This window comes from Bradyrhizobium sp. CCBAU 53415, from assembly GCF_028128735.1.
GTDB lineage: Bacteria > Pseudomonadota > Alphaproteobacteria > Rhizobiales > Xanthobacteraceae > Bradyrhizobium.
This window is the reverse complement of record NZ_LBJF01000021.1, coordinates 1-23,559: the sequence shown is the minus strand read 5'-3', so window position 1 is coordinate 23,559 and position 23,559 is coordinate 1. Positions and strand designations below refer to the sequence as shown.

Genomic DNA, 23,559 nt, shown 5'->3' with positions numbered 1-23,559 from the left:
TTTCGGGGACAAGCGATGCTCGACTGATAAGCTTTCGCATATTTCCTTATCAGTCCGCGAACTGACGCCATTCGCGGACAAACCTTGTCAGCCCCAGCGAGATCAATTGCTTGCCTTTTGCCTGCGGTCCTAGTGCGCAAACCATTTGCTCGTGAAACTGTGGCCAACCTTGTACCTGTTCACAGAGCTCTCGTCCTCGCAAGGGACGGCTATCGGATCGCGCTCAACATCAAACTCGCGGTCGGCTGTATAGCCAACCGAAAAACACTTTTCCTGGTACTCTCCCAGAGCTCGCTGCTTCATCTTGAAGCGCACAGCGACAAACCCTGCCTCCAGCACGCGGTTCTTCCATTCAACGACGCCAAAGTCCTGGAGATCTCCACCCACAGACTCAAGCTCCCAATCTTGCCGTCTCTGATCACCAAACCACCTTGCCAAGGTAGGCCATTCTTGCGCGACGCGCATTCCATCGCCGGCCCCCGACGAAAACGTCTTTATCCTTGAGAGGATTGAGTCGGCCATGCCGCGCGCACGAGATCCATTTTGTTGCCTCAACTGCGCCTCACGCTCAGCCTTCTCAGCGTCAGTTTGCTTCCTTTCGGCATCGCGGCGCACCTGATCATCGCGCTTCTTTTGCTCTAGCGCCGCCTGCGCACGCATCTCGCTAGCCACGCGGTCCGCAATCTTAGCCTGCTCGGCGTCAACATCTCCGGCCGAAAACCAAATCGGTACGACATGATAGCTGAGTTTGTCGCGTTGCAAGCTTGTGATTAGCTCCCGTAGGTCTTTAGCTGCTCCATAGATCGCACCGCACTGACCTCTCTTCGCGGCTACGAATGCACTTTCGATCGAGGTCGAAATGGTCGCCGCGGGCGCACCAAACTCTAATTGAAAGCGGTCCGCGTTGCGTGACAGCAATGATTCATGAGCCTTTGGCTGATCTGGAACCGTTTGACAGACCACAGAGTTACTGTTCTTCACGGCGACAACGCCGAAGCCATTGACAGCCTTGTTCAACAGGTCGTTCTCGAACTGCAAGCTTCTAATGCTGTCGCCGTTTCGAGCGACCTGAAGCTCTCGTTCGCTAATACTCGCAAGCAAGGTAAAGTCGCCCCTATCCGATGCGGCGAGGATCGACGCAGCTATTTCGGGAGAGGCCGTAGCGAGGAGACCCCGGTTGACCCCAATAAGATCATACTTGTCGAGGTCAGCCGGCTGGCAAACTCCGGCGAGCACGTTAAGTGTTCCCACCCCCCGGTCAGCAATCTTCTTTTTCAGCTCCAAAGTGGCGAAAGCATCAAGATTGTCGTCATGCGCAAAGCACATCGTGGCCTTACCGTTGTCAAACACAAGGTCACCGCGCAGGTTGCGAACCACCCCTGCGCGTCCACTCTCGTTGACCAAGACGAGTGTTTCGTCGAGCGGGCCCAACACGAGATAGCGATTGCGGTCCGTCGCGGTAGGCAACTCCTTGCGACTTTGTATCGGATGTTTTCCGCGATATTCGCGATATGCAGCTTCGACGTGAAGTCGATCGAGATCCTTCTCGGCTTGCGCAATGGCGGCCTTCAACGACTCAGCGTCAGGTTCAGTGAGCACATCAAGCAACTGCGAGCGGACTGTGAGCAGATCCTGTGCGGCATCCGACGTGATATTTGCCCGCACATAGCTCGCGATGAACTCCGATATCGTCCGAGCGGTGTCTTGAAGTTGGTCCAGCTCGGACTTGGCGGCCTGCTGTCTGGCTTCCTCCCTGGACGCGCCGTACCGCTTGAACTCGGGAACTTCATCGAGCCGCTTTTGGAGGTTGTCAAACGCACTCAATATCTTGTCGTTGTCGTGACCGGACAACGCCCCTTTCAACGCGACAACAAGCGGACCGATCTCCAGCGGAACAAGGCTCGAATTTTTCTGCGCGAATTCAGTTAGATCGGCAATGAGATGCTCCCCGTTCAGCCGCAATGCTGCAGCGGCTTGAACCCGCTCCTTCTGCTGAAGGTCGTCGGCCTTCTGATCGAGAGCGTCAATACCAGCTTTGATCTGTCTTACGCAGCTTTCAGCAGCGTCCTTGGCGATGTCGATCTTCCTGATGTCGGCCAATGGCGCCGCCATCTCCGCGGCTCGCCGTTGAGCATTCGAAATAGCCTCATCTCGATCGCCAATTTTTCGATGGAGCTCTCGCTCGGCATCTGCGCGAGCCGCGCGCAACTTTGCGATTGATTGCCGAGTTTCCTTCAATAGCGGCTTGCTGCCCCCGGTTGCCTCGAGCCGACGCAACTTGTCTTCCTGCTCGGAAAACCGCTGCTCAAGATCATCAAATCTCGATTGGCTCTCTGCGGCGGCTTCCGTCATGCGCTGAACATCATTGAGCAACTTCTTGCGATCTTCGGCCGAACCTGCGAGAGCTTGCTGCTTTCGTTCGCCGGCGTCCTTGTCCCGCGATAACTGATCGACCTTGGCCTGCGAACGGCTCAATTGCTCTCGATAATTCTGGACGACCGACGATATTTCTCTGATCGTCACGTCGAACTTTCGAACTGGCGAGATATCAGATCCCGCCGCGCCCGAGTTGCCGTCTGCCGGTCCCGAGAGGCACGGTTCGGGCGCCTGTGTCGCGGTATCCGGCGCCACTAAGGTCAGCAGGCCGTCTTTGGCGGCTTGGTTAGTAGGATCTATTAGCAGGGCGTATTGGTAGTCTTGGAGCGCCTCTTGAGTTGAGCCCGCGGCAGCGCGAGCCTTAGCACGGCTAAGACGAGACCATACAAAGTTGCTCTTGAGGGCAATGGCCTTGTTCAGCGATGTCAGGGCATTCGCCGTGTCATTGAGGCCTAAATAGCTGGCGCCGAGGTTGGCATACGCGTAGGAATACCTCGGATTCGAATCAATCGCGGCTTTGCAGTCCGCTAGCGCAGACTGATACTGCTGTGTCTGATTGTAAGCAGAACAGCGGCCGTCGAAAGCATCAGCTAGTCGGACACGGTCGAGGCCTCTCGCCTCAATTACCTTCGTACAGCCTGCAAGGCGCGTTTCAGGTCTTGAAGACTGACAATCCTTCCATGGATCGGTGGGCGTCGCTGTCGATGCCTCCTGCGTGGCCTCTGAAGTTGGGCTATTCGAAAGGCTCGACGCATCTATCGCAAAAAATCGTAGCCGGCCGCGCCCGTCGGAATCATGGCTTTCGGCCCAGACAAAGCCCGCACCGCCGGACACGCGATAGATCGGCAGCTTCTGACGGATTGATTGCTGGAAGTCGCCGACGAAGTCTATCAGAATTCCACCCGGGCTGCGGCCGCCTGACAACGCAACGATGGCACTCGCATCCAACGGTTCAAGCGAGGCTGCGCCCCAATACGCTATGACGCCCGTTACATTAGGGACGTTTCGCGGCATCTCGATGGTTCGTGGTTGCTCTCCGAACGCGCGTGTCAGCCGCTCAATGTCCCCACTGACCTCACCAGGGTCGAAGAAAGCCGGCTCAAGATATCGATTTAGATATGAAAGGCGTCCAACTTGGCTATGCAAGAGGCTGTAGGATGACAGGTAATCTCCCCGTGGTGATCGCTCTGTTCGTTGCTTCTGGCACCACGTAAATCCCGAAAACTGGTCACTCGGCTTACACTGATACTCTCGATAGTTCGCCGACTCGAATTCTACAATGCTACCCAGGGCAACCTTATCGACACGGTACTTGGACGGCTGCACGGATCGGGGGGCATCAGTCCGAACGGCATCGTTGGGCGGCTGAAGTCTGATGTTCGCGAATTGTTGCGCGTCTGCGTGAGATCGGCAATTCGTGACAATATTCGCGATCCGGCTATCCGATGGCACTACGCCGTTGCTAACGAGAGTCTGAAGGTTGAGGCCTCGCTGTCTAAGAGTACCATCCACGCAGGCTTGGCTCGCCGGCCCAATCTTACGCCACTCTGCCTGCGTCGCCTCGGCAATCGCAGTCTGCATGATCGCACCGAAAACATTGATCATGTCTCGAGCCCCTTGGGCGTGACACGATGGAATTGCAGCCACATACCCAAGGCAGGAAATAAGACAAAACCCGAAGGCGCGGAGACTTCTGCGCATTTCGCTCACCCAAACGCATCAAAGAAAAAACAACAGCAAATTGCAGTACTTGCGCGGCACGTCAAGTGCTAAACGCACCCGGTAATACCCGTGGTTTATTCCTTACCAAACAGGTTCCTTACCGCGGGGTACGCATCCTGCTTTCCTGTACGAGGAAATCTGAACCGCTGGCACATCAGGACGTCTAGGTACCGCAGAATGCTGCGCGGGTCTCCCTTCACACGAAGAGTCCCGCGATCGCCATCCCTATCATTCACACCTTACCTGCGATGGCGAATTTAGGAGGATTTCCGGCTTCCCCTTATAGGGTTGCACCTCGCCCGTGATTGCGCACGTCTTACCTGTAACATTAGGCACGCCAGAAAAGGCCCTCGCGTTTTTGGAAGGTATCCAGCCGGTGAAGGCTTGGTTTGGATACGCTCCTCCCATATTCAGAAACCTGTTCCCTCGCCCCGATGTCGTGTCCGCCGAGACAATGCTCTTCACGGTGACCAACTTCCCATATTGGTTCACGGCTTCCTCGGGAGATATCGTTTTGGCGGGAGCCTCGGCGCGAGCCGCAGGCAGAGCTGCCATGAAAGCAAAGAGTAGAGCAATCGTTCTCATCAACGTCCCCCAAAATCCTTGCCCGCTAAGCTAGTCGATTCCTGGACCAGATTAGGCGACCAATCGCTGTATTTCCGTCCTATACTCTCGACCAATTCATAAGGGTCAAATTCGCGAAGCCTATAGCGTGGGAGCTGAAACGCGATTTCCCCCGCATACCCGCGTGAGGCCGGGGGCTTGGCAGGAGGCCGCAATTTGCCGGCCAACGTGGTCCAAAAGTCCATGTTTCTTGATTGCTCGCGAATTTTGTTGGGATCTTCGGGTGGCATTGGAGCAGCTGAAGAGAATCGAACCTGGCCACTGATAAGCTTTTGGCAGTTTTCTTATCCTGTCTCCGTTTGCGACCAAACCTTATCAGTTCCCGGTAAGGCGGCCGGCTCCGCTCCATTGTGTCGACGTACGCTTTTTCCGTCACGTCCCCAGGCCTGCATTCCCGGCCCTGTCAGCGTGCCACTCCGCCGCCCATTCCTCCGCAGTCTTTGCGAACTGGAGCTGCGGAGATGCCGCATACAACCGCAGCAGCGAAGAGACCGATGCCGATCTTCATGTTCGTTCTCCTGGCGCCGTGGCCTGCTATTCCACTCCCGCAGTCGATTCTTCTCCTTTAGAAGTGATCGCGCGTACGCCGCGGCTGAACCGCGGACGGCCGGTCGTAAAAAAGCCGCTGCAGGCGTTCTTTTCGTCGCAGCCATCGCATTCTTCTATGAAGCCGTTTTTCCAATCCGAGATCGACCGGAACGCGTGCGGCCAAACAGACTTTGGAAGAACACACTTGGGAAGGTTGTACACCGACACGTTGACTCCAGCGGCGCACAAGTGATCGACGGCCCTCGCGAGTCCGTCACCATAGTCCACCGGATCCATCCAGAGCATGGCATCGTTTGCAATTGCAAATCCCGTGTTCTCAAGCCCCATCAACGCCACGTGGTCGACGAATGGCAGATTGCGGGCAATCCACCGACCCGTGTCCTCAATGATCGGCGCGGTCAATGCATGCAGGACGACGCGGATTTCGACCCGTTGTCCCCGGTCCTTGAGCTTCAGGATGCCCATGATCGTCTCGTCGAACGCACCTTTGGCCTGCACGACGTGATCGTGGACATGATCGACTGAAGCGTAGACGGGAATGGCCGCCATCAGGTTCGGGTGGCCGACCGCTTTCCAGGCATCGACGATCCGGGAGTCGGCGAACGCCCGGCCGTTGGTCAGCACCTGGATGGCGGTTGCAGGCAGCCGATCCCGGCACTCCTTCAGGACGGCGGTGAAGTCCTCCCAATCCGACAGGGTCTCTCCGCCGGTGAACGTCAGCGCGCTGGTCGCCGGGTCGATGAGGGGTAGGCTTTCTTTGATTTCGCTGAGGATCCATTGGTCATCGACGTCTTTCGGCGGTTGCGAACACATCAGGCAATAATTGTTGCACCGTTCCGTGACCAGAAACGAGTTGTGCGCCGAATTCCGCCGATAGAGCGTGCGGAATTTCCTGGACGCGTGATCGAAGCCGATCACGTCGCCGTCCGCGAGGTAGTTATATTTCGAGGGGACGGCGACGAGCTGTCCAGTGAACGTGCCGCGCAGATCGATTGAGCCGTCGGAGGCGACAAGGATGGACGGCCAATCGGCTTCTATCGCGCGCCGGATATCGTCTGGCGTTCTGGCGATCGCGAAATCAGCCACGCAACGTTCAGCGGCACTGTCGACCGACCGGAGCCTGAGGACCGATCGGGGCTTGTCCGAGGAAAATCCAGCGCTCTGCGAGGCCGTGCCATAGAGAGGAAGGGTCATGCGACGGCCCATCGTCGCAAGACGGCAGCATCTTCCGGAGAGCTCTCCAGAATGTTCAGCAACAGGCCCATGATGCCTTTTTGCCGAGCGCAAAATGCCGACAAAGGCTTGATTCCCAAGGCGTCACCCTGCGTTGCGTAATGATAGACGGGGTCCGCGCCGCAGTGGCTCTCGTACACACAGGTCGAGCATTCGGGCGCGCACTGCGTCAGCGACGACGAAATCGCGCCGATCAGCTTGTCCGACAGGATGAGCGAAGTGTAGCTGTCGTGTTCGACGTGACCGAGCCGGAAAGCGTCGTCACCGGTCTCGGCCAGCATCCTGCCTTCATCCGAAGCAAAAACACTGCCGTCATAGTTGTAGACCAGCGCGCCAAGGCCGGCGCCGGCGGGGCTGCGCAAGTCAACATAACCAATGGGTCGGTCCGAGAGCATCCGTGTGAGAAGCAGCGCCGCGTAGAACTCCCGGAACGGGGTGCCCTGTCGGTTGATCTCCAGAACCCGGCGTAACCCGCGCTCATAGAAGGCAAGCCACTTCTGCGCGTCGTACTTGGCGAATTGCTTTGTCTTGATGGCAAAACCAAACGGCGAGAGCGGCCGCAGAAAGACGCCATCCAGCCCCAGTTGGAGATATTCGTCGATGATTTCATCGACGCGGTCGAGGCTCGCCTCCGTGGTAGTCATCAAGGCCCCGACCCTGTCGGGGCCGAGAATCTCCCTAGCTCGCCGAATTCCAGCAACAGCTAGAGCGTGACTGTTTGCACCGGGCCGGGGGCGGTTCTTGTTGTGCAAATCGGCGGGACCGTCGAGCGAAGTGGAGAGCAGGACGTTGTTCGCTTTGCAAAACTTAAGAACGGCGTCGTCCAACAAGGCCAAGTTTGACGCGATCACAAAGTCGAGCTTCTTGCCGGACCGTTGCTTCGCTGCAGCAACAATCTTCCTGATCAGCGGAAAATTGAGAAGTGGCTCCCCACCCTGGAACTCGATCTTGATCCGTGCCGTCGGGCTGGCGAACGCTATGTCGAGCGCACGCATCGCGGTCTGTTCGCTCATGTCGAAACGTGAGCGGTCGGTACTTTGACGCGAGACCTGGCAATAAGGGCAAGAGTGTTCGCACCGCAGCGTTACGACGAAAATATGGAGCGGGGTCGTCTGCTGCAGGAACGACATCCGGCTTCTCAGCCGAGCCGCCAAAAGCTGCCGTTGTGCCTTCTGGTTCGTTCCTGTGACCAGATGAGCGGCATAGGCCTTTTCGTAGAGACCGTCGCCGGGGCGGACACGAAGGTCGACCAGCCTGCTCAGTTCATCCTCCGTCAGGCGGATAAAATCGCCGACTATGTTGGCGACAAGAAACTGGTTGGCGCCGGTGCGCTCAAAATTGAACGGCAACAACGATAGATCTTCGGTTGCCGTTCTGAAGGTCTCAGGAGATAAAAACCGCGCCATGGTCCTCCGGTAGGACTCTATCCGGCATTATTTTGGTTGGTGGCCAGGGCCCCGAAGGCGAGTGCGAGGATGACGTTCCGAACGCCGTCGGTCTTTTCAGCCAAGCGAATCCGCAAGTTCTCGTCGGCTACAAGGTGCAGAAACCGCTCCTTCAGTTCGTCCGAACTGAGCATGGCTACTTTTTGCGGATTGACGGAAGACACTAAGCGGCAAACATAGCGGTTGCCTGCCCGGTCAACCTGGCAGGTCGCCGTTCCGATCAGACGGTAGGCCGCGGAATCCAAAGCGCTCAGGTTTTGGATGCTCGAATCGAAATCAACAGCTACCTCAACCTGAGACGCCGCGGGAAGCTTAGCGGCTGGAGGCATGGGACGCATGTGAAGCATGCGACGCGTGGGAACTATGCCCTGCGACGATGGTGCCATCGGCCTGCTTCGTCATGACGAACCCAAGAAGATCTTCCCCCGCTTGATAATAAGCATTTGCTTCAGGCTTATCGCCAGTATTTTCTGCCGCCACCGAGGTCCGATTATCGGTAACTACCGCCTTGGCCTCGGCGCCCTGAACCGAAATGCCAGTGAGCGATGCGAGTGCAGCGCCAAGCGAAAGCACAACTTTTGATTTTTCGGTCATACAGCCCCCACTTAATTTGCCTAATGAATAGGCTTCTTACAACTTCCGAGGGCGGGAAGTCCATACTTCTATTGGCCAAGACCGTCCTGTTCGGAGACCGCCGCCCGCGGCGCGAAACCTGCCAGCCATTGACTTTGCGGTGCTTGTTTTTCGAGAATCTGCCAGCCAGCGCGCCGTTCCGGCACAAATCGAGCAACAAATGCCGGCAACCCTGGACTCTGACCTTTGCTGTTTGACAAGCAGCCCGGAGCGAATGAGGGAGCAGAAGGATTCGTCCCAGCAGGGAGCGACTGAAGACGACAAAAAGACAACCGACGATGCGGACGTCGACTTCTTGGACGCGGCTTCCCGGCGGCCACCTCCCGAGGAGACGCGGAAGCAGTTCCAAGGACAGGACTGAGCCACCGACGTCGCTGCTGATGCTCGGCGTGGCATTGGATAAAGAAGATGCTGCGAATCATCGCTAAGTTGCACAGCGACACGCTAAGAAAGTCGGTTCAAACTCTGAAAGTTGGGGAAATCGGAATTGAAATCGGAGGGTAACAAGCCACGTTGGCAAAGGATTCTTGAATTGGAGGCTAAGGCCAACGAAATAGAATCGATGCAAGAGCGAGCGCCCATCCTAACTTGCAGGGGGAGCGGGGCAGACCTAGAATTGCACGATGATTGCGTGGTGATCCGCCGTGGTTTGATTTGGGGACTTGTCTTCCAACAAGGGATTAAGGGCGACAAACGAATTCCTTTCTCTTCAATTAACGCAATCCAGTTCAAACCCCCGGGTCTCATAAAGGGCTACATACAGTTCACTTTGGGCGGGGCTATCGAGAGTACGGGCGGCGTGTTGTCGGCCGCTCACGATGAGAACACCGTTTTGTTCTCGAGCGAGATTGAATTCGCAAGCGCACGACAGTTTATAGAAGCAAAGCTCGCCGCTAAGAATCACCCTCCCTCGTTATCGGCGACAGAACAAGGGCTAACTGTTGTCGAGCAACTCGAAAAGCTGGCCGTATTGCTTGATCGCGGCTTGCTAACGCGAGACGAGTTCAATGCGGAGAAAGAGAAGCTTCTATCGCGAGGTTAACCGCTGATGCACCGTCGCGACGACGAGAAGAATATTGCGCGCGGCTCGATGGGTTTGTCCCTGCCCGGCTCTTAGACTGATAACCTTTTGTTAGAAACCTTATCAGTCGGAGAACTGACCAAAGCTTATCGATCGGACGACAAACTCCGTTCGCTGTTTTCGAGAGTGCCACACATCTCCGGTCTTCCGGATCCAAAATAGGTAACAAAGTCAATCCGACAACAGACCGGTGGCAACAGTTCAAGCCTGCCTGGCAGCTGACCTGGCAAGTCAACTGTCGCCCTGCCAAACATTGACCAATGTCAGGTATAGGTACTTTCCCCATCCCCTACCCCTAGCGACTTTCCCGAGGTTGGATTCGGCGCGATTATGACTGAATGTCCCCTCGCATCATTCCTATCCCACTCTCCGGCGATCTGAGGAAAGCTCAAGCAAAGGGCGTCCGGCATGCTGACGGGCTCCATGACACCTACTTCGAGCAGTCGAAGCTGATCCGCAGCGCGGCAGAAGCCAAGATTCGTGAAGCCGATAGGCTGGAATGCGAGGCGTGGAATGCACTGATGTGGGCATGGGCGACCGGTGAAATGCGCCCGGTCATCGACGACAGGCAAGCCAATCTACAATCGGCAAGGCCATCAACCGCGGATACGATCTGCTTGAGGCCAAGTGCAAACGTTGCCGGCGGCTTTCACTGGTTTCATTGTGTGATAGTAGGCGACCCGCGCGGACGCCGATCTTGATGCTCAAGGATGCAATTTTCTGCCAACCGTGCAGCGAGGGGAAACATTACACTCATCGCCAGCGCGCGTTCATCGTTGGCCTGACTTACGCCAAGCCGGATTCACCTTCATCCGGCGCAGCGAGCGATGGGAAACGACGCCGATGACCATCTTCCGATTATCTCCGATCGATATTCTTTCCGGTGACGAAAAATGGTCTGCGTCCACCATCCAGAAGACTGCGTGGGTCGAAGCGCGGGATGACCTGCACGCTCGCCATCTGGTAGAAGCAGCTACGCTCAAAATGGTTGACGCGAAACCGGGCCGGCCCAACGCTGTTTTCGCCCTGGCTAGATCAGGTTATCACGTCCTGCTTCCCCGATAACGATACGAAGAGGCCCAAAAAGGGACAAATGCTGGCTGCATCGGGCAAAGCTATCGTAATTCCAGGGGCCGAGTTCGACTGAAGATGTGTAATCTATATTCGATCACCACAAATCAAGAAGCGATTAGCGCTCTCTTCAGGGTCGTCAATCGATACGTCGGCAATCTGGCGCCGATGCCCGGCGTGTTTCCGGACTACAAGGCACCGATCATCCGAACCGGTGCCGAGAGACGAGAACTCGCGATCGCGCGCTGGGGCATGCCGTCGTCGTCGAAGGTTCAAATGGATGCGACCAAGAAGCGTGCCGAAAAATTGCAAGCGAAGGGCAAGGCCGTAGATTTCAAGGAACTGCTCCGGAGCCCGACTCCGGGACCACCAACATTCGCAACGTGAAGAGCAAACACTGGGCGCGCTGGCTGAGACCGGAGCACCGCTGCGTTGTGCCCTTCAACAGCTTCAGCGAGTTCAACAAGGCCGAGGGCCGCGACATCTGGTTCGCGCTGGACGAGACCCGCCCGCTCCTCTGCTTCGCCGGCCTCTGGACCAACTGGACGTCGGTTAGGAAGGTCAAGGAAGGGGAGACCACCAACGACCTCTACGCGTTCTTGACCACGGAACCGAACGCCGAGGTGGGCGCCATCCATCCGAAGGCGATGCCGGTGATTCTGACGACGCCCGACGAGGTCGAGACCTGGATGACTGCGCCGGCCGACGAGGCGCTGCGGCTGCAGCGGGCCGCTTGCGGACGGGACGCTGCGGATCGTCGCCCGCGGCGTGAAGGAAGATCCCGCGCCGGCGACCTAGCGTTCTGCACGGGCGCTGCGGAACACGTGGACAAGCTCCAGCTCTGCCGATTGCGAATCCCAGCTGCCTGCTACCCGCTAGGAACGAGCAAAGACCGTGTTCGGCACTTGGTTCAGCGAGCAGCTACCTCGTGAAGCTGCACGGATCAAACTGGATGATGCATTTGCTCAGCTCAATTAGGGAAACTTCGTAAGGAACTCCATAGTGTCGATCGGCTTCGCGATCGAGATTTTTTCAGTTCTTTCCGGCTTGTGTCGCACGGCGTACATATCGATGAGCTTCGCGGCAGACAGTGAACGATCTACAGTCCTTCCGGTATTCACATTGACCGCCGTCGCACCGCAGCCGTGGAAATCTACAGTGCCGTAGTCCGGAAGCTCCAAGGGAGTTGGGTCGGGCCATTCCGCTGACCTCTCCATTACCCATTCAGCCGTGGCTCCTGAAACCTTGTAGGGTCGATGCCAGTACTCCGAAGGTGGTGCGCCCTGAGAAAACTGCACAACACGGCTGGTCGTAAGATTCTTCATCATGAATGATACTCCGGCGCGATCATCCGCCACCTGCATCAAACACAAGATTAGGTCGCCTGCGTGAATCGCCGGCGCCGAGAGCGAAACGGGAACCGATTGGCCCGTGTCAGTCCTTAACCACCACTGCCACCATGCGAAGAACGATGGCTGGGGGACACCCATGACAACGTCGATATTCTGCGCGGTGCCAAATTGCGGGAGGGTCGACATGTAGTACCGGCGCTGCCCGTCGAAACCGATCCACGTGGAGCTTCGATATTTGTTAGCGGTTCCTCCAATCGGCTGTTTTGGTGTCGGAACCTGAAATGATCCCCAGATCGACGAAAATATCGTGCCATCCCTGGGCGTAATGTACGCGCCGGACCAGTTTAGGCTCGTTTGCCGCCGCGGCAATCGTCGGCCAAGCTCCCGAGCCTGTATCATGATCAGGGGAAGTATGCTGAACTTCAATTGTTCGAAATAAAACGGCGGATCGAACATCTTCTCCCAAACAGCGTATTCGGCCGGTTGAAGCGCCGGGTTCGGCCGCCTTGGAAAACCAAGCACCGCCAAGTCCTTTTGCGGCGCGGTCAAGGGGTTAAATCCAGTTGGAGGCAAACTGCTCGTTATCGAATCCCCTACCAATTTGGTCAGGATTCCGAGGTCAAGTTTGGGCTGCATTTGCTTAACGCTCATCACCATTCACCTGCCGCAGCAGTAATCGCGTAATCCAGCATTGGCACGGCGCCTGTCGCCAAGATGACGCTGTCCAGCAAATCCGCCAGCCTAGCACCACCTGCCGAGTCACTGGGAAAGTGCAGCCCGGCAATCTCACGGTTTCTAGCGATTTCATTTGCCAGGACAGTCAAATCGGACGTCATTGCGGAGAGGTCGGCGGCAGATATTCCGGCTAGCACTCTCAACATGAAATTCTTCATCAAATGCGCTTGCGTGGAGTGGCCACTTGGCCAGGATGAGTGACCGGGCACAGGAATGGGCGGCAGCAATGCGAGACAGATTTGTGTAGGCCTCGGCAGATCGTATTTGCCCTTGAAGTACAACACCGCAAACGATCCGATCAAACTGGCAATATTTAATACACGCCAAGTTTGAGGGTGCGATGCCGGGCTGATCGTCAGCACCGCCATGAAATCGGTAAAGAACTCGACGTCCTGCGACAGAATGAGTCCCATAGCGTCCGGGCGTTCATCCCGGGCAGCGAGCACAAGATTATCTATCTCGTGTTGCGGTCCGTTAAGATCGGCCAATAGGTCAGTCCGGATTGTTGTGAAGGCAGCGTCGGCATCCACGGTCCCCGCCCAGCCGGGCACATTAGCCACGAACTCGTGCAAGACTCGCCACGCATACCAGTTCGCCGCCCATAGCCGGTCGCCGAACTGGGCAGGCGGAGTCCGCCGCAGGGCGCCAAGCTCGCGTCCGCCGGAGTCAAGCCTCGTGACGAACGGCAAGTCGACCCGATCCGAAATGATCCAGCCAGCACTGCCGATGTTGCCAGTATTTCCTGTGTTTCCCGTATTTCCTGTGTTTCCCGTATTTCCTGTGTTGCCCGTGTTACCTGTCAAGACGTCCTCCCTCGTTTGAAAGTAGTCGCCAGCAATACGCGCTAATCAGGAAGCCCCGCCGATCGCAGGTGCCCGAGCCAGGTTTCCAGAGCGGCACCGCGAAAAGGACAGCGCTTTGCGTATGATGATACGCGGAACCCCGGTTGAATTTGCAGATAGCGGTGCGCGGCCTCCGCGGCTTCTTCGCGGCGACCCAAGGCACCGAGCGTGACGATGAGTGAGCGATGATTGAAACGTATCTGGTTGTTGCGGCTCAATGCGCTACGCAGCCATTCCAATGCATGCTCATAGTCGCCGTTCACGTAGTGAGCCTGGCCGAGCAACCCTTCGTGCCAGAATGAGCGGCCGTCGAGAGGCGACAGACGCACGCCCTGCTCACCCTGGCGTACGGCCGCAGGGCCGTCACCAAGGAAACCAGACGTCGCGCTCGCCATGGTCCAGGCCATGGCTGAACTAGGGCCGGCCACGATAGCGCGTTCCAGGACCCCTTTTGCCTTTTGAAAGTCGCGGAGCAGAAATGACTGAACGTGGCCGTACACCGCCAGCGCAACCGCGTCGCCGTGGCCGCCGCGTTCAATCGCTTCCGCGGCATACTTGGCGCCGGCTTCGGCATCGGCATCGGGATCCGACGATCCGATCTCACCTATGCGGAAGACGTACCATAAGGCAACATAGGAGTAGGCCAGGAAATGATTGGGGTCATATGATATGGCCTGCTCAAGTAGGCCCCTGGCCTTCGAGAACGAATCGTAATCCATTCGGTACAACAGATCGAGCGCTTGCAAGACGCGATCATATGCCGTCAGATTTTGCGGATGCTTGCGCATCGTCCGCATCAGCTCACGTTCGCGCACCTGTGGCGCTATCTTTCTCACAACATTAATGGCAATTCGATCCTGAACGGCAAAGAGATCGCTTGGATCGCCTTCGTACTGGTCCGAACTAATGACCTCTCCCGATTCGGCATCACTGAGCTCGGTGCCGATGCGGAGTATCGTCGCTGTCCTCTGCACACTCCCATAAAGAACGTAACGAACGCCGAGCTGACGGCCGACCTCGCGCACGTCGATATTCCGGCCGCCATAGCCAAGTGCAGACCCTCTAGAAACGACGAATAGCTCCTTGAGACCGGCAAGGCCACGAATGATGTCGTCAACCACCCCATCCGCGAAGTACCCTTCGTCCGGGGCGGACAAATTCATTCTGAAGGGCAAAACTGCGATCGAAGGGCGCGGTTCGGAACCCACCAAAGCTTCTCCTACAAGCTTCGCAGGTTGCTTCGACGGATAGAGCGCATACACGCGAACAGGTCGCCCAATATTGCGGAGGCGCAGGTCGCCAAGGTCGATCACGTTGACATTGAAATCCTCGCCAAGCTGCTCCGCAACGGCGGAAGAAACGACAACGCCGCCCGCCGGCGCATAGGTTTGAAGACGAGCGGCAATGTTGACGCCGTCGCCATAAACGTCATCTCTTTCCAAGATAATATCTGCAGCATTCACCCCTATGCGAAAGCTGATGCGCTGGTCTGCCGGCAGCCCCGCCGTATTTGCGGCTACCGCTTCCTGAAGTGAAAGAGCACAATGTGTTGCATCGCGCGCGGAATCGAAGGTCGCCAAGAAACCATCTCCGGTGTTTTTGACGATCCTTCCGTGTCGCGCGATAACACCTGGGTCGAGAACTTCCGAACGCAACCGCATGAGCCGGGTGTGAGTGTCTTCCTCGTGCGCCTCCATAAGTCGCGAATACCCAACCACGTCGGCCGCGAGGATGGCCGCGAGACGCCGTCGAATTTCCGGCTCGGGTGCGTTCATATTGTTGAATTTCTATGAAATATCTTGATACCTTCAAATTTAGCTCGACATTTGCCCGCCATTGTGAGCGAAGCGGAAGAGTTATGCAACCGCGATCGATTAGAATCAATTATCCAGGATCGATCTAGATTTTAACCGCTGCCCACTGCTGCGCGCGCGGAGGCCAGCGCCATGGTAGTGCTGGACAGTTGGAACTTCGTGGTCTCACCAGATCATGCCCAACGGCCAAACGCCGCCCACGGGTCGACGGACGCGGAATGGGCGGGAAATTGAGCTGACTTATAGCTCGAAGCGCTGCCGCGTCGACGCGAGGCGCGCCAGCCCGAAATGCTCCTGTATGGCTCGCACGATCTCTTCCCTGTCCTCCAACCCCTCGCTGCGCATGGAGTCGGCGAGGCCGGGCAGCTCGTGAAGCGGGATATTGCCATGCTCGCGCTCCATGTGGCCCAGACATCTCAAAGGGCCACGAACAGCAATGCTCTGACTGACCATACGGCCTGTGCTTGGCCATCCAGAAGCTGACATAAAGCGTTTCGCCCGCGTGTCCCGGCGTTCCCGGTAGCCGGGCAAGAGACCAAAACCGGCGTCCTGCTCGACACCGAGACGACCGGCCTCGATCACGCCAAAGACGAAATCATCGAGCTCGGGATGGTCAAGTTCGACTACGCGGCCGACGGGCGGATACTCGGCGTCAGAGAAACGTTCTCCGCCTTCAACGAGCAGGCTGCCCCGCTTTACGCGGAGGTGACGGAGCTCACCCGAATCACCGACGGGATCGTGGCGGGTCAAGGGATAGACGCTGCTGCCGTCGCGGCCTTCGTCGATTGCTCAGTTATTACGATCGCGCATAACAGCGCTTTCGACAGGAAGTTTGCCGAACGCTACTGGCCCGTGTTCGAGCACAAGGCTTCGGCCTGCAGCGCGACCGAGATCGACTGGCGCGCTCACGGCTTCGCGGGCGCGCAGCTCGGCTATCTGCTGAACGGCGCCGGCTTCTTCCACCAGGCGCACCGGGCCGTCGACGACTGCCACGCCCTGCTGGAGGTCCTCGCCTTCGAACTGCCTGAGACGGCCTCACCGGCGCTCGCGCTACTGCTGGATACCGCGCGCAAGCCGACGGTGCGGGTCTGGGCGGAGCAGAGCGCGTTCAAGCTCAAGGATTTGCTGAAGCGCAGGGGCTATCGCTGGAACGACGGCAGCGACGGGCGACCCAAGTCCTGGTTCAAAGACGTCGACGAGGCCGCTCTCGCCGACGAGATCGCGTTCTTGCGGACCCAGATCTACATGCAGGAAGTCGAGCCAACCGTGCAGAGGCTGACCGCGTTCACAAGGTTTTCCGGCCGGATTTGAGGCGGCCTAGCGGCCGAGACGCTTCTCGACGCGCTTGCGGCTGTTGCCGACCTTCTTGACGGCCTTCTTCACTGCCGATGCCGAGCGGCGGTTTTCTTCGCTTCGTAGCGGACTTCGTAGTCCTGTCCCTTGGCGACGCGTGCCCGGTCCTGGTTGCGTCCACGCGCGGTTTTCTTCTTCGCTGCCGCCATCGGCTCCTCCTCTTGCGAACTTTGATGACGATGCAACGCCGCGAGGATTCGCGGGTTCCGCGCCAGCTCTCTTGCACGCGGCTCAGTGGTCACAAGATGGAGCCCATCCGTCGAATAACAGACCGTCCCAAGCTACGACGCCCTCATCCCATTTCGACGCGTGTTGGCGGTACATCGACGCCCACTTGGGGGCTCCATTCGATGATCTGGTCATTGAGGCCATCGTGAACGCGGCACGGCATATCGGATCGAACGTGTCCATCGAGTTCATGCCGGATGTCCGAAATCGACGTCCCTTCGCCGATCGAGCTCTTCGCTCCGGATGTCGTCCTGGGATCGTCTCATTCCATCCGAGCCTTGTCTTTCAGATCGCGAATCCGGGTTTCGGCTTCTTCCTTCGAAGTCTCGATCTCCGATTCGTCCGGCACACGCGCGAGTGCACTGAGCCTCTTGAGCTCGTCGAGTTGTTCTGCTGTGGGCCTTTCCATCTTCAAGTCCTTGAGCGCCTGCACGACGGCTTCTCGTCGATCACATCCAGCAGCTTATTTATGGTTTGCTCGCAATCTCTGAGGCCGGGCTCGACATGCCGAACCAAGATGCCTTGTGCGTCTTCCAAGGCCTTCGCAACTCGCTGTTCCGGATCCATGACCGGCTATGATCGGCGCGTTCCTTTGCTCAGCCTCTTAAACGAGCCGGCCCGCAGCAGACCTTCGGAGGTGATGTCACGGTACTCGATGTCCGCATAGAACTTGGGTTCGACCCATGTGGCCTTCGGCTTCCTAGTGGTCTTGGTCAGCTTCTGCTTCGGGCTTACCAGGGTGTCGAGCGCCTTGCGGATCTGCGCCGAGGTGGTTCGGCTCCAGCCGGTCCCGACCTTTCCCATGTAGACCAGATCCTTGCCTTTCTTCTTGCCGAGATAGAGCCCGGCCACGCCCGTAACGGGAAGATCATCAGCCACTCCTACGTCGAGGTGGCGAAAGCGCTGGAGGGCGTGAAAGCGGACGCCGTGATCGATGGCGAACTCGTCGCGATCGGCAAGGACGGCGCATCCCATTTCCAGTTGCTCCAGAATGCCCTGCGCCATGAGGCCAAACTTCTGTACTGCGCGTTCGATCTCATGTTCGCGGACGGCGAAGACCTGCGCAGGCTGCCGCTCCTCGAGCGCAAGAAGCGCGTCTGCTGAGGGTCAAAATACGAAGAACTCAGGTTGAGCAAATCTGGTCCGCTCTGCCGCCATCAGCGGCGCTCCGTCAAACCCGGCGCAATTTCGCAGATGGGCCAGAACCGGTCATTCCACCTTCTCTCCACCTGTCATTCGGCCCCGCGGCAGCGTAATGATTATCTCCGCAAATTCACCCAGCTTCGTTTCGACGTCGATCCTGCCACCGTGCTGCTTGACGACTATGTCGTGCGTCATTGAAAGGCCGAGGCCTGTCCCTTCTCCGCTCGGCTTGGTGGTGAAAAACGGATTGAACATTTTTTCTCTCACATCGGGCGGAATACCAATACCGTTGTCGCGCACACGAATTTCAATTGTCGTGCCTAGATTTCTGGTCGACATGCGGAGGATCGGCTCAAACGTCTCATTGCCTGCCTCAACCTTGCGCTTCGTCGCTGCATAGAATCCGTTGGAAATGAGATTGAGAAGGACCCGGCTGATTTCGTGCGGATAGACTTCGAGTAAACCCGCATCCGGATCGAAGTCGCGCTCTAGGCTGACACTGAAGTCAGCTTTCTCTGCCCGGGCCCCGTGATAGGCGAGATTGAGGCTCTCCTCGACGAGTGCGTTAATATCGGTCGAACGCCGTTCCCCTGAACCCTCACGCGAATGCAGCAGCATATTCTTGACAATTGCGTCCGCTCGCTTGCCGTGCTGTACGACCTTGTTTAGATTTTCCTTCAGAAGCGACGTTAGTTCGTCGACCTCCGTACGGAGTTCTTCAACGAGCTTTGCCTGCGTAAGCGCATCGTTCAGTTCGTCCGTTAGTTCCGCGGAGAGGGACGCAAAGTTGTTGACGAAGTTCAGAGGATTCTTGATCTCGTGGGCGATTCCCGCTGTCAGCTGGCCCAGGGAAGCAAGCTTCTCGGTCTGAACCAGGCGATCCTGCGTGGTACGCAGTTCCTCCAACGATTCGGCGAGCTCGCGCGAGCGAGTCTCGGCGCGTTCGAACAAGCGCGCGTTTTCTATCGCGAGCACTGACTGAGCGGCGAAGGTCTGAAGCAGCTCGACAGTGCTCTTCGCGAATTCACCGATCCGCTTTCGCCGGACGACCAGCGCCCCGATGGCATCGACATTGCCTATCAAGGGAACGACAAGCAGAGATCTAAACCCTGCCCGAACGATCACATTCAGAACAGATGTGCGATCTTCCTGCACATCCGAAATCTGTATCGACTGCCTTTGCTCTGCGGCCCTGCCGATGAGGGTCTCGCCGATCCGGATAGGATGATCATTGATCTCCCTGATGATGCTATCGTCCATCCCATGCGCCGCGCGAGGCCGGAAAGCTCCCTGTTCCCGATCCAGAACGTATATCGTGCCGGCATCCGCTCCGGATAGCTCGGTTGCCTTCGTGACGATAGTGGCCAATACGGTTTCGAGATCGATGCTGGAGTTGACCGCCTGGCTGACGACCCCGAGAGCGCGCAGCTCTTCGACCGATTGTGCCAGCTCGCCCGTGCGCTCCTTGACCTGCTGCTCCAGTCGGTCCGCGACGTGTTCCTTCTCGACAAGCAATTCGTCACGTTCCAGAGTGTTTTTGCGGAGAACCTCGGCGACTTGGCCCATTTCGGCAATCTCGTCGCGGCCACTGATTTTGATTGGGCTATGGTGATTGCCTCTCGCTATGGCCAGCATGCCGCTGCTCAGCATCATCAATCGGCCAATGATATTGCGTCCTACGTAGAGCCACACGATCAAGATCGAGCTCAGCAAACTCAGAACGGCAAACGAGAGAAGTGCTTGCGCGCTCAATCTTTGGACCGAGAGTGCGTCCTTGGCAGATAGTCCGATTTCAACTTCGGCCTCGGACACCAGCCGATCAACCGCAGTCGTGAGACGAACGGATAAATCGGTATTTTCGGCGATCAGCCGCTCAGCCTTGCCAACGAGGTCGAGTTCGTGGCCACGAATTTCCAGGGCAGCTTCCGGCCCGATCGCGAGCTTGCGAACCTGCCCCAATTGCTCCGCAAAGATGGCACGCAGCTTAGGATCCAGCTCTTTTGCTCTTGCCTGGAGATCATCCATGCTCCGTCGGATCTGAAATTCAACTACGGGGAGGCGTGCATTTTGCTCGATTGTCGACGCTTGAACGAGCTGGTCGATCAGACCGGAAATTCCTCGATGCGCAGTCTGCGCTGCCCGGTCGAGAAGAATGGTGCTCGCCAAGTCCGGATTCGCCGACACCCCAGCCTCCGCCTTGCCATCACGCGAGCTTTCCAGGGCACGCCTGATCCGCAACTCCATGACGTCGAACCACGGCGCAAACAGGCGATCCGCGTCCTTGTCAATCTGCACCAAGGCCTGCAGCAGTTCGGCCAGATGTTCCCTAGTCTTGATGCGCAAATCAACGAGTTCGCCAAGCTCGGCGAGATTGGACCTCAATGCTGCTACAAGTGTCTGGATTGTCGTCCCGGCTTCACTTATGGTGCCGGCTCGCGCAAGCTCGTTAAGGCTGATGATCAGGCGATCCAGTTCCGGTCGCATCGACTTCGAGGCTTCGTCGCGTTCCTTGCTTGTTGCAGCTCCAAGCAGCGTTGGCGCTGACGCGATGAGTCGATCCACAGCACGTGAAATCTCCATCGAGCTGACAACCTGCGGCACGCGAGCATCGATGCGCTCGATCCGGCTGCCCACCTGCTGAAATGCGTAATTGCCGAGAGCGGCACCAAATATGGCGAAGGCGCTGATTCCAAAGAACGCAAACAACAATCGTCCGCGAACTCCGAGTTTGGAGGTCGTTCGTGTTGCAATGGCCGAGCTTTGCTGCTCTAATCTGTTCACGATCCGCCGGCCCCGGTAAAAATCCATACTAGCAGAAATGCGGGCTTGGCTTAAGCAGACCCATCGAGCGGCGTCCTTCGCGTGTCGAAAGGAAGAAGCTTATGAGGCGGCGGGATATTTTGGCCGGCGCTGGATCGTTGGCCGGCCTCTCATTGAGCATTGCCAAGCCTGGGGTCGCGCAGACCAAGCGACGCCTGAAGATGGTAACCGATTGGCCCGCAGATTTGCCTGGTCTTCAGTCCAGCGCAGACCGATTGGCGCAACGGATTACGGCTGCGACAGAAGGACGCATCGAGGTAGAGGTTTTTGGCGCCGGCAAGTTTGTCCGCGCGCTGGAGACTTTCGACGCGGTCGGAGCCGGCGTCGCCGACATGTATCACTCAGCAGAATACTACTGGGAAAAGAAGTCTCCGGCTTTCAGCTTCTTTGCCGCCGTGCCATTCGGCTTTACTGCCAACGAACTGTTTGCCTGGGTGCAGTATGGCGGCGGCCAGGAGCTATGGGATGCGCTGAGCAACCAGTATAACGTCAAGCCTCTTCTATGCTGTAACACCGGTACGCAAATGGGCGGCTGGTGCACGCGCGAAATCGCTTCGCTGCAAGATCTGAAAGGCTTGCGCTATCGGATGCCCGGACTGGGCGGCGAAGTTCTGAGGCGGCTCGGCGCGATCGTTGTGAATGTGCCGGGCGGAGACATCGTGGCCTCGCTGAAATCCGGCGCCATTGAAGGCAGCGAATGGATCGGTCCGTGGCCGGATCTTGCGATGGGACTGCAAAACGTAGCGGCGTACTACTACTATCCCGGCTTTCATGAGCCAGGGACCGGCATCACACTCGGCATAAACAAGCGGGTATGGGAGAGCTTCGATCCGAGCCTTCGGAGAGTGATAGAGGACGCGAGCGCTGCCGAATACACGCGCTCTCTTGCGGAGTTCAATGCCAAAAATGCGCTATGGCTGCAGAAGCTTCGCGGCGAAGGCGCCGTTAAGGTGCTGAAGTTCGACGATTCCATTCTGAAAGAGCTTTATCGGGTGAGCAGGGATGTGGTTGCAGAGGCCAGCACTGCTGACGAACACTCGAAAAGGATTTACGCGAGCTATCAGCAGTTTCTTCCGTCGATCATAGATTGGAGCGACATTGCAGAAGGCTCCATTCTCGGGAGCCGCAGGCTCGCCTGATCAAATCGACAGGAGTGTTGCCCCAGAAACCGCGTGATCGGGTCTCCAACGGAACAATCAGTGATACCCTTTCTGGCGCTCGCATGTCCGTTGTGGGTCAAAATGCGAAGAACTCCGGTTGAGCAAATCTGGTCCGGTCTGTCGCAACGAACGGACCTCCGTGAGATCCAGCCCAACTTCGCAGGTGGGCCAGAAGCTACCTCGGCCCTGAGAGTGATGGACGGATTTTGCTCGAAATTTTAAACTCAGCGACGACGATTTGTGCACCAACCTAGTCCATCGTTGGAAGTCGATTGGAGGATGTTGTCTCTCTATGGTCTCGCTTATATTCTATGGGCGGTCCTTGCCGTCGCGGCGGCATGGGGATCGTTTCACTTCGCACGGCGTGATCCAAGCTCAACATCTTTGATGAAGATCGCAATTGCCGGGTCTCTGTTGATCGTGACCGCAGCAGCACCTTTTTGGCTAAGAGGTGACGTCATAGGAGAAGGTTTGGCAGCTCACCTCCTGCTACTCGCATTCTGGGGAATGATCGGGGTCGGTGCACCTCTGTGCCTTGGGACGGTAGCCGGTACACTCGGCGGGATGTACAGGAACCGTCGGCACAATGGTTGAGCGGGAATCCTCCGTAGTTCGCCGCGCGCCGCTATCGTCGGCTTTGGGTCAAAAGCGCGGGTTTGAATGGCGCCGTGTCATTCCCGGTGTGCCTCCGATCATGATCATATCTGAGCCAAACCGAACTTCGCCATCGGGCCATCACCGGACATTCACCCTGTTCGGCATCTCCTGTCGTCTATTGCGACTTCAGGTGGCACATTCGCGAAGAAAGCCTTGACGTTAGCATGACGCTAAAACCGTCTGTCATTTCCGATGTACCGGCTGATATCACCTCGGTGAAAAAAGCCATCGGTCCCAAGTTGGCCAAGCAGTATTGTGAAAATCCCAAGGTGGCCAAATACGCGTTCGTGCTCAAATTTCCCGATGGCGTCGTTACCGGGCGCGCGGTTTCCCACTAAGGAAAATACCAGCTCCGCGCGGTCCTACCTTGCTCGCTGGTGTGAACTTCACGGTAGAGGCAATGGGGCTCGCCAAGGCAGAAGGCTGTGACGTGATTGCCGTTCACGAGTTCTTTTGGACCGACGCGTCGTACGCCGATAGGTTTAGCGACCGACCGCTAAGGGGCTAAAGATGCGGAGGCCTCGCTGGTACCCGACGCGCACTGACATTCTCGCCATCTTATTTGCTCTGATCGCGGTCTGCCTCTTCGCTTTCGTTGTCGTTCGGTTTCCGCTCTTCCGGCAGGCAACCGGCTTCGGACGTAACCGTCCGGTGAGGGCCGCGGGGTAATCACACGGCCCGGAGCGGATCAGGCCGCGAACTGAACAGGCGCCTTCCATTC

Annotated in this window: 18 protein-coding genes and 3 pseudogenes; 8 read left to right on the top strand and 13 right to left on the bottom strand. The window is 57.4% G+C overall.

What is annotated here, in order from left to right:
- Positions 1-129 precede the first annotated feature (129 nt).
- The 5 genes from XH87_RS13500 to hxsA2 all read right to left on the bottom strand — a co-directional run bounded on the left by XH87_RS13500 (position 130) and on the right by hxsA2 (position 8,543).
- On the bottom strand, positions 130-3,981 hold the full coding sequence (locus XH87_RS13500; RefSeq protein WP_271587647.1) for a hypothetical protein: 3,852 nt from the start codon (positions 3,979-3,981) through the stop codon (positions 130-132).
- A gap of 1,275 nt (positions 3,982-5,256) precedes the next feature.
- The gene (gene hxsC, locus XH87_RS13495; RefSeq protein ID WP_271587646.1) at positions 5,257-6,465 is read right to left on the bottom strand and encodes a His-Xaa-Ser system radical SAM maturase HxsC; all 1,209 of its coding nucleotides are present in this window, start codon (positions 6,463-6,465) and stop codon (positions 5,257-5,259) included.
- Positions 6,462-7,910, bottom strand: a complete 1,449-nt coding sequence (gene hxsB / locus XH87_RS13490) for a His-Xaa-Ser system radical SAM maturase HxsB (protein ID WP_271587645.1) — start codon at positions 7,908-7,910, stop codon at positions 6,462-6,464. Before hxsB ends, hxsC begins: the two co-directional genes overlap by 4 nt.
- Before the next feature lie 17 nt (positions 7,911-7,927).
- A complete protein-coding gene (locus XH87_RS13485; protein ID WP_271587644.1) occupies positions 7,928-8,287 on the bottom strand; it encodes a hypothetical protein in 360 nt (119 codons plus the stop codon).
- Positions 8,262-8,543 (bottom strand): His-Xaa-Ser repeat protein HxsA2, encoded by a 282-nt coding sequence (hxsA2, locus tag XH87_RS13480; RefSeq protein ID WP_271587643.1) that lies wholly within the window; start codon positions 8,541-8,543, stop codon positions 8,262-8,264. Before hxsA2 ends, XH87_RS13485 begins: the two co-directional genes overlap by 26 nt.
- Positions 8,544-9,213: 670 nt before the next feature.
- Between hxsA2 and XH87_RS13475 the strand changes: the two genes are divergently transcribed.
- The 4 genes and pseudogenes from XH87_RS13475 to XH87_RS13460 all read left to right on the top strand — a co-directional run bounded on the left by XH87_RS13475 (position 9,214) and on the right by XH87_RS13460 (position 11,532).
- Positions 9,214-9,624 carry a DUF4429 domain-containing protein gene (locus tag XH87_RS13475; protein WP_271587642.1) on the top strand — a complete coding sequence of 137 codons (411 nt, stop codon included), beginning with the start codon at positions 9,214-9,216 and terminating at the stop codon, positions 9,622-9,624.
- Between the two features lie 377 nt (positions 9,625-10,001).
- A complete protein-coding gene (locus XH87_RS13470) occupies positions 10,002-10,364 on the top strand; it encodes a hypothetical protein (RefSeq protein ID WP_271587641.1) in 363 nt (120 codons plus the stop codon).
- A 142-nt stretch (positions 10,365-10,506) separates the two neighbouring features.
- A complete protein-coding gene (locus XH87_RS13465) occupies positions 10,507-10,728 on the top strand; it encodes a hypothetical protein (RefSeq protein WP_271587640.1) in 222 nt (73 codons plus the stop codon).
- Positions 10,729-10,812: 84 nt separating this feature from the next.
- A pseudogene (locus tag XH87_RS13460) lies at positions 10,813-11,532 on the top strand (SOS response-associated peptidase).
- 176 nt (positions 11,533-11,708) lie between these two features.
- Here the strand turns inward: XH87_RS13460 and XH87_RS13455 are convergent.
- The 4 genes from XH87_RS13455 to XH87_RS13440 all read right to left on the bottom strand — a co-directional run bounded on the left by XH87_RS13455 (position 11,709) and on the right by XH87_RS13440 (position 16,059).
- Entirely contained in the window at positions 11,709-12,737 is a 1,029-nt protein-coding gene (locus tag XH87_RS13455; RefSeq protein WP_271587639.1) for a G1 family glutamic endopeptidase, read from the bottom strand.
- A complete protein-coding gene (locus XH87_RS13450) occupies positions 12,737-13,624 on the bottom strand; it encodes a phosphatase PAP2 family protein (protein ID WP_271587638.1) in 888 nt (295 codons plus the stop codon). Before XH87_RS13450 ends, XH87_RS13455 begins: the two co-directional genes overlap by 1 nt.
- A 41-nt stretch (positions 13,625-13,665) precedes the next feature.
- Positions 13,666-15,438 (bottom strand): adenylate/guanylate cyclase domain-containing protein, encoded by a 1,773-nt coding sequence (locus tag XH87_RS13445; RefSeq protein WP_271587637.1) that lies wholly within the window; start codon positions 15,436-15,438, stop codon positions 13,666-13,668.
- 279 nt (positions 15,439-15,717) lie between these two features.
- On the bottom strand, positions 15,718-16,059 hold the full coding sequence (locus XH87_RS13440; protein ID WP_271587636.1) for a hypothetical protein: 342 nt from the start codon (positions 16,057-16,059) through the stop codon (positions 15,718-15,720).
- Here XH87_RS13440 and XH87_RS13435 point away from each other — a divergent pair.
- Positions 16,027-16,788 (top strand): 3'-5' exonuclease, encoded by a 762-nt coding sequence (locus XH87_RS13435; RefSeq protein ID WP_271587803.1) that lies wholly within the window; start codon positions 16,027-16,029, stop codon positions 16,786-16,788. The two genes, XH87_RS13440 and XH87_RS13435, sit on opposite strands and share 33 nt — an antisense overlap.
- A 6-nt stretch (positions 16,789-16,794) precedes the next feature.
- Here the strand turns inward: XH87_RS13435 and XH87_RS13430 are convergent.
- From XH87_RS13430 to XH87_RS13420, 3 genes and pseudogenes are all read right to left on the bottom strand, one after another.
- A pseudogene (locus XH87_RS13430) lies at positions 16,795-16,979 on the bottom strand (DUF3606 domain-containing protein).
- Positions 16,980-17,320: 341 nt separating this feature from the next.
- Positions 17,321-17,491 carry a hypothetical protein gene (locus tag XH87_RS13425; protein WP_271587635.1) on the bottom strand — a complete coding sequence of 57 codons (171 nt, stop codon included), beginning with the start codon at positions 17,489-17,491 and terminating at the stop codon, positions 17,321-17,323.
- 140 nt (positions 17,492-17,631) lie between these two features.
- Entirely contained in the window at positions 17,632-17,862 is a 231-nt protein-coding gene (locus XH87_RS13420; RefSeq protein ID WP_271587802.1) for an ATP dependent DNA ligase, read from the bottom strand.
- A 21-nt stretch (positions 17,863-17,883) separates the two neighbouring features.
- Here XH87_RS13420 and XH87_RS13415 point away from each other — a divergent pair.
- A pseudogene (locus XH87_RS13415) lies at positions 17,884-18,156 on the top strand (ATP-dependent DNA ligase); the annotation flags it as partial.
- A 111-nt stretch (positions 18,157-18,267) separates the two neighbouring features.
- On the opposite strand, the gene XH87_RS13410 reads toward XH87_RS13415, so the two are convergent.
- A complete protein-coding gene (locus XH87_RS13410; protein WP_271587634.1) occupies positions 18,268-20,910 on the bottom strand; it encodes an ATP-binding protein in 2,643 nt (880 codons plus the stop codon).
- Positions 20,911-21,083: 173 nt separating this feature from the next.
- On the opposite strand from XH87_RS13410, the gene XH87_RS13405 reads away from it, so the two are divergent.
- Together XH87_RS13405 and XH87_RS13400 are read left to right on the top strand one after the other, a co-directional pair.
- The gene (locus tag XH87_RS13405) at positions 21,084-22,160 is read left to right on the top strand and encodes a TRAP transporter substrate-binding protein (protein ID WP_271587633.1); all 1,077 of its coding nucleotides are present in this window, start codon (positions 21,084-21,086) and stop codon (positions 22,158-22,160) included.
- An 842-nt stretch (positions 22,161-23,002) separates the two neighbouring features.
- The gene (locus XH87_RS13400; protein ID WP_271587632.1) at positions 23,003-23,176 is read left to right on the top strand and encodes a hypothetical protein; all 174 of its coding nucleotides are present in this window, start codon (positions 23,003-23,005) and stop codon (positions 23,174-23,176) included.
- Positions 23,177-23,559: the final 383 nt, after the last annotated feature.

Bases quoted from the DNA above. Each gene is read 5' to 3' on its own strand.
- XH87_RS13470 (WP_271587641.1), top strand. From the start codon at position 10,002: ATGTCCCCTCGCATCATTCCTATCCCACTCTCCGGCGATCTGAGGAAA.
- XH87_RS13445 (WP_271587637.1), bottom strand. From the start codon at position 15,438: ATGAACGCACCCGAGCCGGAAATTCGACGGCGTCTCGCGGCCATCCTC.
- XH87_RS13485 (WP_271587644.1), bottom strand. From the start codon at position 8,287: ATGCGTCCCATGCCTCCAGCCGCTAAGCTTCCCGCGGCGTCTCAGGTT.
- hxsC (WP_271587646.1), bottom strand. From the start codon at position 6,465: ATGACCCTTCCTCTCTATGGCACGGCCTCGCAGAGCGCTGGATTTTCC.
- XH87_RS13455 (WP_271587639.1), bottom strand. From the start codon at position 12,737: ATGAGCGTTAAGCAAATGCAGCCCAAACTTGACCTCGGAATCCTGACC.
- XH87_RS13405 (WP_271587633.1), top strand. From the start codon at position 21,084: ATGAGGCGGCGGGATATTTTGGCCGGCGCTGGATCGTTGGCCGGCCTC.
- XH87_RS13400 (WP_271587632.1), top strand. From the start codon at position 23,003: ATGACGCTAAAACCGTCTGTCATTTCCGATGTACCGGCTGATATCACC.
- XH87_RS13465 (WP_271587640.1), top strand. From the start codon at position 10,507: ATGACCATCTTCCGATTATCTCCGATCGATATTCTTTCCGGTGACGAA.
- hxsA2 (WP_271587643.1), bottom strand. From the start codon at position 8,543: ATGACCGAAAAATCAAAAGTTGTGCTTTCGCTTGGCGCTGCACTCGCA.
- hxsB (WP_271587645.1), bottom strand. From the start codon at position 7,910: ATGGCGCGGTTTTTATCTCCTGAGACCTTCAGAACGGCAACCGAAGAT.
- XH87_RS13420 (WP_271587802.1), bottom strand. From the start codon at position 17,862: ATGGGAAAGGTCGGGACCGGCTGGAGCCGAACCACCTCGGCGCAGATC.
- XH87_RS13500 (WP_271587647.1), bottom strand. From the start codon at position 3,981: ATGATCAATGTTTTCGGTGCGATCATGCAGACTGCGATTGCCGAGGCG.